The 13205-nt window shown below is 70.0% G+C and carries 11 protein-coding genes; 5 read left to right on the top strand and 6 right to left on the bottom strand.

Annotated features, from left to right (window positions below; genetic code table 11):
- Positions 1-4 precede the first annotated feature (4 nt).
- Positions 5-1867 (bottom strand): putative bifunctional diguanylate cyclase/phosphodiesterase, encoded by a 1863-nt coding sequence (locus G6N48_RS27250; RefSeq protein WP_085270106.1) that lies wholly within the window; start codon positions 1865-1867, stop codon positions 5-7.
- Between the two features lie 357 nt (positions 1868-2224).
- Between G6N48_RS27250 and G6N48_RS27245 the strand changes: the two genes are divergently transcribed.
- Positions 2225-3475, top strand: coding sequence for an aminodeoxychorismate synthase component I (locus G6N48_RS27245; protein ID WP_085269781.1), 1251 nt, complete (start codon positions 2225-2227; stop codon positions 3473-3475).
- 262 nt (positions 3476-3737) lie between these two features.
- Positions 3738-4553, top strand: a complete 816-nt coding sequence (locus G6N48_RS27240; RefSeq protein WP_232066732.1) for a hypothetical protein — start codon at positions 3738-3740, stop codon at positions 4551-4553.
- A 14-nt stretch (positions 4554-4567) separates the two neighbouring features.
- Here G6N48_RS27240 and rsmI read toward each other — a convergent pair whose 3' ends face one another.
- Positions 4568-5404 (bottom strand): 16S rRNA (cytidine(1402)-2'-O)-methyltransferase, encoded by an 837-nt coding sequence (gene rsmI / locus G6N48_RS27235; RefSeq protein WP_085269783.1) that lies wholly within the window; start codon positions 5402-5404, stop codon positions 4568-4570.
- 25 nt (positions 5405-5429) lie between these two features.
- Between rsmI and G6N48_RS27230 the strand changes: the two genes are divergently transcribed.
- Positions 5430-7019: a dolichyl-phosphate-mannose--protein mannosyltransferase gene (locus tag G6N48_RS27230; protein ID WP_085269784.1), complete on the top strand. Its 1590-nt coding sequence runs from the start codon at positions 5430-5432 to the stop codon at positions 7017-7019.
- Between the two features lie 5 nt (positions 7020-7024).
- Here the strand turns inward: G6N48_RS27230 and arcA are convergent, their stop codons facing one another.
- Complete coding sequence (arcA, locus tag G6N48_RS27225; RefSeq protein ID WP_085269785.1) at positions 7025-8233, bottom strand: arginine deiminase; 1209 nt, start codon at positions 8231-8233, stop codon at positions 7025-7027.
- 85 nt (positions 8234-8318) lie between these two features.
- Here arcA and G6N48_RS27220 point away from each other — a divergent pair, with 85 nt between their 5' ends.
- On the top strand, positions 8319-8927 hold the full coding sequence (locus G6N48_RS27220) for an alpha-ketoglutarate-dependent dioxygenase AlkB family protein (protein WP_179969917.1): 609 nt from the start codon (positions 8319-8321) through the stop codon (positions 8925-8927).
- 1 nt (position 8928) lies between these two features.
- Here the strand turns inward: G6N48_RS27220 and G6N48_RS27215 are convergent, their stop codons facing one another.
- From G6N48_RS27215 to G6N48_RS27205, 3 genes are read right to left on the bottom strand one after another with little or no spacing between them, the layout of a single operon-like run.
- Complete coding sequence (locus G6N48_RS27215) at positions 8929-9579, bottom strand: DUF5642 family protein (protein WP_085269786.1); 651 nt, start codon at positions 9577-9579, stop codon at positions 8929-8931.
- A 27-nt stretch (positions 9580-9606) separates the two neighbouring features.
- Positions 9607-10296: a DUF5642 family protein gene (locus G6N48_RS27210; RefSeq protein WP_085270108.1), complete on the bottom strand. Its 690-nt coding sequence runs from the start codon at positions 10294-10296 to the stop codon at positions 9607-9609.
- 57 nt (positions 10297-10353) lie between these two features.
- Positions 10354-11346 (bottom strand): GNAT family N-acetyltransferase, encoded by a 993-nt coding sequence (locus G6N48_RS27205; protein ID WP_085270109.1) that lies wholly within the window; start codon positions 11344-11346, stop codon positions 10354-10356.
- A 1094-nt stretch (positions 11347-12440) separates the two neighbouring features.
- Here G6N48_RS27205 and G6N48_RS27200 point away from each other — a divergent pair.
- Positions 12441-13190, top strand: a complete 750-nt coding sequence (locus G6N48_RS27200) for a hypothetical protein (protein ID WP_085269787.1) — start codon at positions 12441-12443, stop codon at positions 13188-13190.
- Positions 13191-13205 lie beyond the last annotated feature (15 nt).

Raw genomic sequence — 13205 nt, 5'->3', positions numbered from 1 at the left:
GGGGCTAGATCGCGCCCATGGAAAGCGCCTCGCGGTCGGCGAGGAAGGGCATCGGCATCCAGCGCGCCGACAGCAGGGCTTCCATGGCGTCGCCCGGCACGGGGCGGGAGAGCAGGAACCCTTGCGCGCGATGGCATCCGAGTTGCATCAAAGTCAAAGCGGCGGCGGGTGTCTCGACACCTTCGGCCACCACCTGCAGGCCGAAGGCTTCGGCCAGGCCGATGATCGCCCGCACAATGGCCAGGTCGCCGGCGTTGGTGCCCAGGTCGCGGACGAACCCGGTGTCGATCTTGAGGATATCGACCGGCAGCGACTTCAGGTGCGACAGCACGGCATAGCCGGTGCCGAAGTCGTCGATGGCGATCTGCACCCCGACCTCTTTGAGCTCCGAGAGGGTCTTGCGGGTGGTGTCGATGTCGCGCACCACGGCGCGCTCGGTGATCTCCAGGCACACCGATCCACCGTCGATGCCGAACTCGTCGATGGTCTCGGCGACGCATTCGACAAAGCCGCGGGTGATCAGCTGGGCGGGTGAGACGTTGATCCGCAACACCGCGCCCAGCCCCACCCCGTTGGATCGCCAGCGGCTGAATTCCGCACAGGCACTTCGCATCACCCACCGGCCCAGCTGGCCGGCCAGGTTGGTCGACTCGGCCACCCCGATGAACGAGTCGGGCAGCAACAGCCCCCAGATGGGGTGCCGCCAGCGCACCAGCGCCTCGGCCGCCACGATCGCTCCCGTCCACAGGTCGACCTCGGGCAGATAATGCAGCAGTAGTGCCTCGCCGTCGATGTCACCCTGCAGGTGCAGCTCGATGTCGTTGCGGAAGGCGCTCTTGAGCGCCATGTCGTCAGTGGACACCGCGACCTGGTTGCCGCCCGCGCGTTTGGCCACCAGAACAGCCTCGTCGGCGCGACGCAACACGTCGGTGCTGTCGTCGCGCGCGGGCACCCCGACGGTGACGCCGATGCTCACCGAGCGGGTGATCATGTGGCCCCCGATGGTCAGACGCTCGCACAGCATGGTCCCCAGCCGCCGCGCGAACGCCTCGGCGGCCGCCGCCGCCATCGGTTGCTCGGGAATGACGACGAACTCGTCGCCCCCCAGCCGGGCGATCATGCTGTTCTGCGCGCACACGCGGATACGCTGGGCGAACACCTTGATGAACCAGTCGCCGGCCGCGTGACCCAGGCAGTCGTTGATTGGCTTCAAACGGTCCAGGTCCATATACAGAACCGCCACCGGCCCGGGACTTCCCGCCGTCAGTCGCTGGTTGAGGTGACCCACCAGCGCCCGGCGATTGTGCAGACCGGTCAGGTCGTCGTGTTCGGCCAGGTAACGAAGCCGCTCCTCGGCCGCGATGCGCGCCTGCAGCTGAGCGAACAGCGCGGCGACCGCCTCCAGCGTGCTGATCTCCCCCTGCTTCCATTTCCTGGCGCCGAATTTGACGAACCCGAGGACACCGGTGGTCGCGTCGCCCGAGACCAACGGCGCCGCGGCGACCGAGGGTGACGGCGGCGCTTTGGCCCCGCCGGGCCGGCGCGGGAACCTGCGGCTCGCCGGGCTCGCCCGGACCACGACCGGCTTCCTGCCGTGCTCGCACCGCGCGAGCACCGGGTCCGCACTGTTGAAATGCACGACGGCCATCGGGTCCGGGTCTGGCGCGTTGACGCGCTTCGGCCACTCGGCGACCAACACCGACGCGCGGATGTCGTGGTCGTGATGGCGCAGGAAACTGGCGTCCAGCTCGAACTGCTCGACAAGCTGGGCCAGCACGTTCTCGCTCACCTGGGTAGCCGTCGCGCCGGTGGCCTCCATCAGCTGGGTGGCCACGGAGGTCACGACGAGGGCCAGGCTGCGCGGCAACATCTCCTCCGATACGAAGCACATGTCCCAGCGGGGCGCCGGGCGCGAACAGGGCGGTGGTCGTCTACCAAGTCGGTTCTGCGAGTACGCGAGCGCGGCCTCGAACCCCAACTTCGTGTCTCTGTTTCGGCGCCGGGGCCAGTCCACGGATTTGGTGTAGCGCAGCGTAACATGCGCAACCCGCCCAGCTAGAGGCGAGTTTTTGCTCGTGACCACGCACACCGCCCGGGCGCCCACGGCGCACCGGCTCAAACCGTGCGCGCCGCCGGAGAATCCGACACGGCCCGGTGAAACGGCCGCACTCGAGGCCGCGACCGGCACAGCCGCCGCGATCGCCGGATCTGTCAAGCTTGGACCGTGCGAATCGACCGGCTCGGGGACCTCGGTGAGGTGGCCGGGGTGCTGCGCGCGGTCGGTGACGCCGCCGGCCGGCTCGACCTTCCCCCGCCTGCCGCGTTGACCGGTGACTGGTTCGGCTCGCTCGCGGTGATTGCGCCGAGCCTCTCGGTGCGGCCGGTCGAGGCAGGCGAGGCGTTCGCGGTCGGCCAGGCCGACGACGGGCGCGCCGCGGCTGCGGACGCCGTCGGCGGCGGCTGGTTCGGCTACCTCTCTTATCCCGATTCCGGGGCCGACGAGCGGCCGCACCGGATTCCCGAAGCGGCCGGCGGCTGGACCGACCGCGTGCTGCGTCGCGACCGGGACGGGCAATGGTGGCACGAGAGCCTGTCGGGTGCGCCGATGCCGGACTGGCTGGCGGGCGCGCTGGCCTCGGGGCCGGTCCGGGCGGGCGATTGCCGGATCGTGTGGGGCGGCGCCGACCGCCCGGCGCACCGGGCCGGGGTGCTGGCCTGCCTGGAGGCGATCCGCGCCGGGGAGGTCTACCAGGCGTGCGTGTGCACACAGCTCACCGGGACGGTCACCGGGGCCCCGCTGGACTTCTTCGCCGACGCCGTCGCGCGGACGGGCCCGGCGCGGGCCGCCTACCTGGCCGGACCGTGGGGGGCGGTCGCCTCGCTGTCTCCGGAGCTCTTCCTGCGGCGGCGCGGAGCCCTGGTGACGTCCAGCCCGATCAAGGGCACCTTGCCGCTGGACGCGTGGCCGTCGGCGCTGCGCGCGTCGGCGAAGGAGGTGGCCGAGAACATCATGATCGTCGACCTGGTCCGCAACGACCTCGGCCGGGTGGCGACCGTCGGCACGGTCAGCGTGCCCGAGTTGCTGGTGGTGCGGCGCGCGCCCGGCGTGTGGCATTTGGTGTCGACGGTGTCGGCGACGGTCCCCGTCGAGTTGCCGATGGCGGCGCTGCTGGACGCCGCCTTCCCCCCCGCGTCGGTCACCGGCACCCCGAAGCGACGCGCGCGCGAGCTCATCTCGCAGTGGGAACGGGACCGGCGCGGGATCTACTGCGGCACGATCGGCCTGGCGTCGCCGATCGCCGGGTGCGAACTCAACGTCGCCATCCGCACCGTTGAGTTCGACGCGGCGGGCACCGCCGTGTTGGGGGTGGGCGGCGGGATCACGGCCGACTCCGACCCCGACGCCGAGTGGGCGGAATGCCTGCACAAGGCGTCGCCGGTGATCGGGCTGCCGCTCATCGCCACGGCGGGTTGATGCCGGCGGCCCGTCGGTGATTTCACATAACGCCCGCGTCACTGGCAAATTGCGTTTATGATCCAGGCATTGATCTGTGCCGGGCGCGGGTCGACTTCTTGAGGGGTCCAACATGAGAATCGCTGTCATTGGTGCCGCGGCCGCCGCGGTCCTGGGGGGGACATTGGCGGCAACACCGGTAACCACGGTGAACACGCCTGCCGTGCCGAGCGTCGGTTCATGCGGCCCCAACGCGAAGTGCGAGCGACTCGCGTCGGTCCTCATGCCCGAGACGCCGAAGCCGCTGGCAGCGTCACCGCCGGCAGCAACCGAGTTCGCCCCGGCCGCCAACGTCACACCGCCGCCCGGGGGCCCGACCCCGCCGGCCGGTGCGGGCCCGTCGGCCGCCCGGGTGGTGCCGGGCGTGGCCGGCTCGGGCGCGGGACTGGGTGGCGCGCCGGCCGTCGGCACTCCGGGCGGGGGCCTGGGCGCCGTACCGGGCGTGGGCCTGGGCGGCATTCCCGACCCGTACGGCCTGGCCGGGCAGCTGCCCGGCATCGCCGGTCTGGCCGCCGTGCCGAACAGCGCCGCCGTGGCCGTGTCGGTGGCGCAGGGCGTCGTCGGTGTGGGCGGCAGCCTCGTGGGCATCGGAACGGGCGTCGTGAGCGCCGCCTCGACCGCCGCGATCGCGCTCTTCTACCTGAAGGAAGCCGGCCTGCTGCCGGCGAACATCGGCCTGCCGAGCCTCCCGGGCTTCAACTTGGTTCCGGGTCTCGGCGCCATTCCGGGGGCGGCGATGGCCGCTTCCGCGCTGCCGGCGGCGGCCGCGGCCATCCCGGCGGTCAGCGTGCCGTCGATCGGCCTGCCCGCGGTGGGTCTCCCCGCCGCACCGGCCCTGCCGGCGGTGGCCCTGCCCGCGGCGCCGGCGCTCCCGGCGCTGCCCGCCGCCCCGGCGTTGCCCGCCCTGCCTGCGCTGCCGGCCGCGCTACCGGCCCTGCCCGCGCTCCCGGCGCCTCCGCCGCTGCCCGGGCCCCCGGCTCTTCCGCATCCGCGCTTCTGTGCGGGCGGAATCGGGCCGATCGGGATCTGCACCCCCTGAGCTGAGGTGACCCCTCACTGGCGGCGTGACGCCACCACGGCGTCGTAGAGCTGCCGCGAACGCACACCCGGGTGCGCGGCGGCTACCTCGGTGCATGCGTCCTTCACGCGGATCCCTTCGGCGACGAGTTCCCGCACCCGCGCCACCAGGCTCGGCAGGTCGGCGGTGGGGGTGGCACCGGCCAGCACCACGGTGATCTCGCCGAGCACGCCGTCGCCGGCCCACGCCGCCAACTCGTCGAGCGACCCGCGCACCACCTCCTCGTGGACCTTGGTCAGCTCGCGGCAGATCGCCGCGCGGCGGGCGCCGCCGAGTTCTTCGACGGCGTCGCGCAGGCACGCAGCCAGCCGGCGCGGCGACTCGAAGAACACACACGTGCGTCGCTCGGCGGCCAGCGAGCCCAGCCACGCCCGGCGGGCGGCCTTTTTCCGCGGGGCGAAGCCCTCGAAACAGAACTTCTCCGACGGCAGCCCCGAGACGGCCAGCGCGGTGGTCACCGCCGACGGCCCGGGCAGGCATTGCACCGGCAGGCCGGCCGCAACGCACGCGGTGACCAGCCGATAGCCCGGGTCGCTGATCAGCGGCATCCCGGCGTCGCTGACCACCAACACCGTCGCACCCGCCTCGACGTCGGCGATCAGGGGCTCCACCCGCGCGGCCTCGACCTGGTCGAACAGGCTGACCACCCGGCCGGCGATCCGCACGTCGAGCGCCTTGGCCAGGGTCCGGACCCGGCGCGTGTCCTCCGCCGCCACCACGTCGGCACGGCCGAGGGCGTCGACGAGGCGTGGCGAGGCGTCGGACGGCTGGCCCAGCGGAGTCGCGCCCAGCAGCAGGCGACCGGAGGTCATGACGGACAGCCTACGATCGACACCGATGACCGCCCCGCCCCGCGAAACCCCCGTCGACTCGCTGAACAGCGCGGAGCGCGTCAGGCCCGTCGTGAGCCCCGGCCCGGTGGTCCCGGTCGCGGACTTCGGGCCCGCCGATCAGATCCGCGGCTGGGTGGTCAGCGGTGTGATCGCGCTGCTGGCGACGGTGACCCGTTTCCTCAACCTGGGCTCGCCGACCGACGCCGGCACACCGATCTTCGACGAGAAGCACTACGCGCCCCAGGCCTGGCAGGTCCTGCACAACCACGGCGTCGAGGACAACCCGGGGTTCGGCCTGGTCGTCCACCCGCCGGTGGGCAAGCAACTGATCGCGCTCGGGGAAGCCCTGTTCGGCTACAACGGGGTGGGGTGGCGATTCACCGGCGCGCTGCTCGGTGTGGTGACGGTGGTGCTGGTGATGCGGATCGTCCGCCGCATCAGCCGCTCGACGCTGGTCGGCGCGATCGCCGGCCTGCTGGTCATCTGCGACGGGGTCAGCTTCGTCGCGGAGCGGACCGCGTTGCTGGACGGCATACTCACCTTCTTCGTCGTCGCCGCGTTCGGCGCGCTCATCGTCGACCGGGATCAGGTCCGCCTGCGTATGCACGTCGCGCTGCTGGCGGGGCGCAACGCCGAAACCGTCTGGGGCCCGCGCCTGGGCGTGCGGTGGTGGCGGTTCGGCGCCGGCGTGCTGCTCGGGTTGGCTTGCGGCACAAAGTGGTCGGGCCTCTACTTCGTGGTGTTCTTCGGCGCGATGTCGTTGGCGTTCGACGTCGCCGCCCGGCGCCAGTACCAGGTGACCCGGCCGTGGATGGGAGTGGCGCGCCGCGACCTGGTACCCACCGCGTATGCGCTGGGGTTCATTCCGCTCGCGGTCTATCTGGCCAGCTACGCGCCGTGGTTTGCCTCCGAGACCGCGATCGACCGGCACGAGGTCGGCCAGTCGATCGGACCGCACGGCGTGATTCCGCTGCCCGACGCCGTTCGCTCGCTGTGGCACTACACCGCCAAGGCGTTCGAATTCCATGCGGGACTGACGAATTCGGCCGGAAACCACCACCCGTGGGAATCCAAACCGTGGACCTGGCCCATGTCGTTGCGGCCGGTCCTCTACGCCATCGACCAGCAGAACGTGTCCGGATGCGGCGCTTCGTCCTGCGTCAAGGCGGAGATGCTGGTCGGCACTCCCGCCATGTGGTGGCTGGCGGTGCCGGTGCTGCTGTACGCGACGTGGCGGATGCTGGTGCGCCGTGACTGGCGCTACGCGGCGGTCTGGGTGGGCTACTGCGCGGGGTGGCTGCCCTGGTTCGCCGACATCGACAGGCAGATGTACTTCTTCTATGCGGCGACCATGGCGCCGTTCCTGGTGATGGCGATCGCCCTGATCTGTGGTGACATCCTCTACGCCCCCACGCGCCGCGCCGTCCGCGGGCTCGGCGCCGACCCGGAGCGGCGCACGCTCGGGCTGATCGCCGTCAGCGCCTATGTCGCCCTGGTGGTGACGAACTTCGCCTGGCTGTTCCCGGTGCTCACCGGTCTGCCGATCTCGCAACAGACGTGGAACATGGAGATCTGGCTGCCCAGCTGGCGCTAGGCGACTCAGTCCCGCGCAACCGGACAGGACAGGCAGCGCGGACCGCCACGGCCGGTGCCCAATTCGGACCCGGCGATGGTGAGCACCTCGATGCCCGCCTCCTGCAGGCGGGTGTTGGTCTGCACGTTGCGCTCGTAGGCGACCACGACACCGGGCGCCAGCGCCAGCGTGTTGTTCCCGTCGTCCCACTGCTCGCGCTCGGCGACCACGGGATCCAGACCGGTGTCGATGACCCGCAGCTTCTCGATCCCCATCGCCGCGGCCGCCGCTTCCCGAAAGGGCGACTCGTCGCTGATGGTGACGCCGCCGTCCGGCGCGCGCCGGATGGTGAAAGCGGACAGCGCGTCGACGACGTTGGCGTACATCACCACCGCGTCGGTGTCCACCATCGTGCACACGGTGTCCAGGTGCATCTGCGCTCGACGCTGCTCGATGGGAACCGCGAGCACCGTCTCGGCGAGCCCGTCGTCGAAGAGGCTGCGCGCCAACGCTTCCGCCCCGGCCGGCGTGGTCCGTTCACCGACCCCGACCGCGAGCACGCCGGGCGCGAGCAGCAGCACGTCGCCGCCCTCGACGGGAGCGGTGCGCGATTCGTAGGCGCGACGGACTCCGGTGAACCGCGGGTGATGGGCGTAGATCAGATCCGTCAGCGAGGCCTCGCGGGCCCGGGCCCGCAGCGCCAACGTGGGGATGACCACCCGCGGCCCGATCCAGATCGACGAGTCGCGGGTGAACACCAGGTTGGGCAGAGGTTCGATGACGAAGTCAGCGCCGTGATGCATGCGCCGCACCAGTGACACATCGGTCCTGGTGTCCGACGGCAGCTCGTTGAACGTCATCCCGGCCATGAGGACCTGCGCCAGCCGACCGGGCTCCAGGCCGCGCAGGTAGGCCGAAAGCTCTTGCGCCAGAGGCGTTCCGAGCCGACGGGCGTCGACCGCGGCCGCCACGCCCTGCATCCGCGCGGCGCCGCTGTGGTGGAGCGCCTCGGTGAGGAGGTCCGAGAGCAACAGGACTTCCACACCGCGCGACCGCAGCAGCTCGGCGAACCGGTCGTGTTCCTCCTGCGCGCGCGCAACCCAGGGCAACCCGTCGAAGAGCAGCTGGTCGATGTTGCGCGGACTGAGCCGGCTCAGCTCGGCGCCCGGCCGGTGCAGAATGGCGATCCGCAACGCACCCACTTCGGACGTGGTGCCCAACCCGACCACACTCATGACGTCAACCGTAGCCGCGCCGGGCCCGGCGCTCCCGGAGCGCAGCGGCGAGTCGATCGAACGGGTGTGCGATAAACTCTGTCGCGTGGAGATCGCGGTTCAAGACTCCCTGTTTGCGCACACCGAGCGCCGGGACCTCGGTGACGGCGCCTTCATCGAGATCCGCGCGGGCTGGCTGGCCGGCGACCCGTCCGTCGAGGAGGGTCTGCTCGACGCGCTGCTGACCGCGGTGCCGTGGCGGGCCGAACGCCGTCAGATGTACGACCGGGTCGTCGACGTGCCGCGGCTGGTCAGCTTCCACGACCTGACCACCGAGGAGCCCCCGCACCCCTCGTTGGCGCGGTTGCGGCGCCGGCTCAACGACATCTTCGCCGGCGAGCTCGGCGAACCGTTCACCACCGTCGGGTTGTGTTGTTACCGAGACGGGTCCGACAGCGTCGCCTGGCACGGCGACACCATCGGCCGCAGCAGCTCCGAGGACACGATGGTGGCGATCGTGAGCCTCGGCGCCACCCGCACCTTCGCGATGCGGCGCCGTGGCGGCGGTCCGTCCCTGCGGCTGCCGCAGGCGCACGGCGATTTGCTGGTGATGGGCGGCTCGTGCCAGCGCACCTGGGAGCACGCCGTTCCCAAGACATCGGCGCCGTCGGGCCCGCGGGTCAGCATCCAGTTCCGCCCGCGCGGGGTGCGCTGAGTCAGCTGCGGACCGCCTTGACCGCGTTGACCAGCAGGTCGCTCGCCCGCTTGGTATCGACGGGGGCGACGGGCCGGCCGGGAACCACCAACGGGTTGGCGATGACGATGACCTGGTAGTCACCGAATTGCGCCGAGTAGTCGTAGAGCTCGCCGGTGCGGGCGCCCCCGTCCACGACCGCCTGCAGCACGCGGTGGACGGCCAGCGTGTGGGTGTCGTTGATGCGCGGCGCGTCGATCACCTCGATGCCGCCCCGCACTTGCGGTCCGAAGAACGCTATTTTGGCGCAATCCTTGCCGGGATCGTTGACTGGCATCGCCTTGGACGTCTCCACGGCGATGACCACGAACCGGTTGCCGTTGCCTTCGGCCGAGACCGCGGCCATGTTGCCCTGCAGATCCGGCGGCATGTCCGGTCCGACGGCCGCCCTCGCGCACTTCGCAGGGTCGAAGGTGAGCCCCTCGGGGAGCTTCCGGGCGGACAGCAACTTGGGATCGATTGCCCGCTCGCTGATGTCGGTCAGTTTGTATTCGGGACCGAAGCTCGACTTCACGTCGGAAACCTTGGTGATGTCGACCTTCGCGGCGCCCGGGGCGGAGGAGCATCCGGCTATCACGCACACGGCAGCGATCGCGGGCAGCACCTTTGACATCGTGGCCAATTTACCCAAGTCGAATGCTCATCCACGCAAGGTGGAGACGGTTTTGACCAGCAGGTCGGCCGCGAACTGCGGCGACAGCGCCGGCAGCGCCGAACCCGGGTCGGTGGTCAGCGTGGAGAACACGTAGTAGTCACCCAGGTATGCGGTGTAGGTGTAGGCGCGGGTGTCGATTTCGCTGCCCGACTCCACCGTCGATCTGACATCGACCACCATGCCGAGGGTTTTGGCGCCTTCGACGTGCGGGGCGTCGGTGAGGCGCACGTTGGCGGTGGCGTGCCCGGCAGACATTGACCACTGCCGACAGGCCGCGACCAGGTCGTCGTCGACGTCGACCCGCTCCGGTAGCGCCACCACCACCACGTCGAGGATGCCGCCACTGCCCGAACCGGACACGCTCTGCGCCGACTGCGCGCGCCCGCTGCCCGGGTCCGCGAACTCCATGCATTGGGCGGGTTGAGCCGTCGCATCGACTTTGAGCGTCCAGATGAGTCGGGGCGACGATTCGCCGGAGCTGCCCGCGGTGACTTCGTAGCCGGGCGGCATCTCGCGCATCACTCGCCTGATGTTGGCGGGGTTGACGGCAGCGGTGTTCGAGGTCGGCGACTTGGTGGTGGCTGGCGTCGCCGCGGGCGGCCGCGGATGGGAGCACGCGAGAATCAGCAGCGCGAGCACCGGGGTCGCCGCGCGGCCAATCCGGCACGGCCGCAAGCCCGTTACTTCCACGCGCGACCGCCCCATCCGTGGTTTTTCACGCCCGTGCGGCAGTCAGCCTACCGCCTCGGTGACACGCCGGGTGACGCGTCGTATCTGCTCGGCGATGTCGCCGCCGATCGTCAGGTCGCGCCCGCGCGGCACGTCGATGACCGTGGTGATGACGCCGATGTCTTCGCGCTGCCAGACGGCGCCGTAACGGTCCAAGATCGCACGCATCGGCACGTTGTCGGACAACATTCGCGCCGAGAATCGCTTGACGCCGTTGACAGCGGCGGCGATGGACAGCGCGCTGACCAGGAACGTTCCGATGCCGCGGCCCTGGTAGGCGTCGGCGACGGTGAACGCGATCTCGGCGACGGTCGGATCGTTCTCGTCGCGAACGTAGCGCGCGTCGGCGATCGGATCGCCGCCGTCGGTGACCACCCAGACGAAGTGGTCGACGTAGTCGACCTCGGACAGGTAGTGCATCAGCGCCGGCGACGGGATGCGGGGCGTCATGAACCGCCGGTACAGCGTCTCGCTGGAGAATTGAATGTGCCCGTGCACCGTGCGCTCGCTGTCGCCGGGCAGGACCGGGCGGAGCAGGAGCCGGGTCCCGTCCCGAACACTGATCGGGATCGGCGTGATGAAGGCCGCCAGCCGTTGGCGCACGGTGCGCAGCAGCCGCGGCATGATCCCGGGGATATGGACCATTCGGGCGAACGCCCCGCCGTCCCCGATCCAGCCGGTCAGGAACTCGGTGGTGGTGACCGTCGCCGTCCGCGGGATGTCGCGCAGCAGTGCGATCTCGCCGACGATCATGCCCGCAGACGCGCGTCCCCGGATGATGACGCCGTCGTCGCCGAGGTGCTCGATTTCGGCGCTGCCGGCCGACACGAGCAGGAAGGAGACCGCTTGTTCCCCCTGCCGCATCAGCACCCGGCCGGCGGCCGCACGAAGCGGCGCAAGGCTGGCCGCCAACGGCGCGAGGTCGTCAAGGGGGCAGCCCTCGAAGATGCTCATCGTCGCGAGCTCCTCGGCACGCGCGCCGGTCAGTCCGGCCACAACGGTGTTCTCCGGGTCGCCCGCTGCGGGCACACGACGACTCGTGGTGCTCGCGCTGCCACCAACCTGCCGGCCGCTTTTGCCCCTCCGCGCCACATGCCCCGCCCTTCCCGGGCTGCGATGCCACCAGGTTATGGCGTCCGCTCCTGATGCGGCAAGGATCTGGGACTCTCGATGGCCCCGAGGGCCGCCGGGCCCTCGGAGGCCGGCCACCGCACGGTCCCGGGCCCGTCCGCCAGAACATACCAAAAGAATGTATGGCCGGTTATGCGATGACTTACCTTTGCCGATTTCAGGTGAATACACACACTCGACGAAGAATTTGGCGATCGGAAATTCACCGATTAGGTGTGAATTCGCAATCAGCGCGCGTCTTGAAAAAAACGGCGGACGCCCGATAGTGGGGGTGCCCTTATTTGCCGGTCGCCGACCGGGACGGCGCGGACCGGCGCACCGGGCTGGGCAGCCCGCCCGACGCGACCGCGGTCTTGCGTGAACCTGGACCCGGGGCCGCCCTGATGCGGTTCCCTGCGACGGAAGAACCACCACATCGCCATCAGCCACGAAGTTAGCCCCGGGGGCGGCTGCGGCACCGCGACCGAACGTGGGCCTAAACCCTCGCCCGCCTCCAACCATTGCAGGAGTCGATGGTTAAGAGCGTCGGCATTTTGTTGCCGCCACGTTGCAATCTCATGCCGACTATAAATTGCTCGGGCATTCCCGGGAAATGATTCCAGCTTTCAAAAGTCTTCGCGGGCCGGCCCCTCCGGCAGGCCCCTCTGAGGGTCCCCGCACGATTTGTCAGCCAGCTTGACAGTGCGCAGTCAACCAATCTTCTGCGCTTGCGGCATTGGCCGAGCGCATCTTTTTCCTCGTACGGGGCAGCGATTTGGGAGCGTTTTGTAATACACTAACTCATGACCGAGCGCCGTTTGCATTCTTTAAGTATGAAATCGGGCGGCGACACGGGCCAGAAGGACGGCTATCCGTAGCCAGCAGGGACACGGTTCGTCAATACAAGTCAATCGATTCGACACGCACCCAAGACGCCGCCTCAGAGACCGAAAGTCGGCGCACCGACAGAAGGACGCCCAATGACCGCTTTCACGCTGCAAGCCCCCGACCTCGACGGCTTTCGCCTCGAGCGCGGCCTTAGCTGGCGCGACCCGGACACTGATTGCACGTTGCTGCTGTCCCAACCGTCGACGGACCGCGACCTGTGGGAAGAGTATGCGGACGGCGCGTACCGCAGCTATCGCAGGCACGGCGTCGAGTGCGCTCTGGACACCGACGCGCTGCACAGTGGCGATGACACGATCATGTTCCTCGCGGTAATCGATTCGTCGGAGCGGATGGTGGCCGGCGTGCGGGCCAAGGGGCCGCTGCGGTCGGCCGACGACTCGCACGCGGTGGTCGAATGGGCCGGGCAACCGGGCGAACAGGCCGTGCGCAACATGATCACCGACCGGGCTCCGTTCGGCATCCTGGAGATGAAGTCGGCGTGGGTGGCCGACGAGCTCAACCAGGATCGCTGCCTCAGCGCGGCGCTGGCGCGCAGCGGCTTCCACATGATGGCCCTGCTGGACGTGCAGTTCTGCATGGCCACGGCGGCTGCGTACGTCCTGAACCGGTGGCGCTCATCCGGAGGCGTGGTCTCGGGCATTCCCGCGACGCCGTACCCCGACGAGCGCTACCAGACCAAGATGATGTGGTGGAACCGGCGCGACTTCGTCAACTACGCCGAACCCGAACAGGTCGCCAAGATCCTGACGGAGACCGACCACCTCATGCGGCTTTACTACGACCAGGCCGGCGCCCAGGGCCGCCTCGTGGAGATGGCGTAACCGAGGACGGCGCAG

Source organism: Mycobacterium parmense (genome assembly GCF_010730575.1).
Taxonomy (GTDB): domain Bacteria; phylum Actinomycetota; class Actinomycetes; order Mycobacteriales; family Mycobacteriaceae; genus Mycobacterium; species Mycobacterium parmense.
Note: the sequence above shows the minus strand (reverse complement) of the source record. Positions and strands in the feature narration are given on the sequence as shown.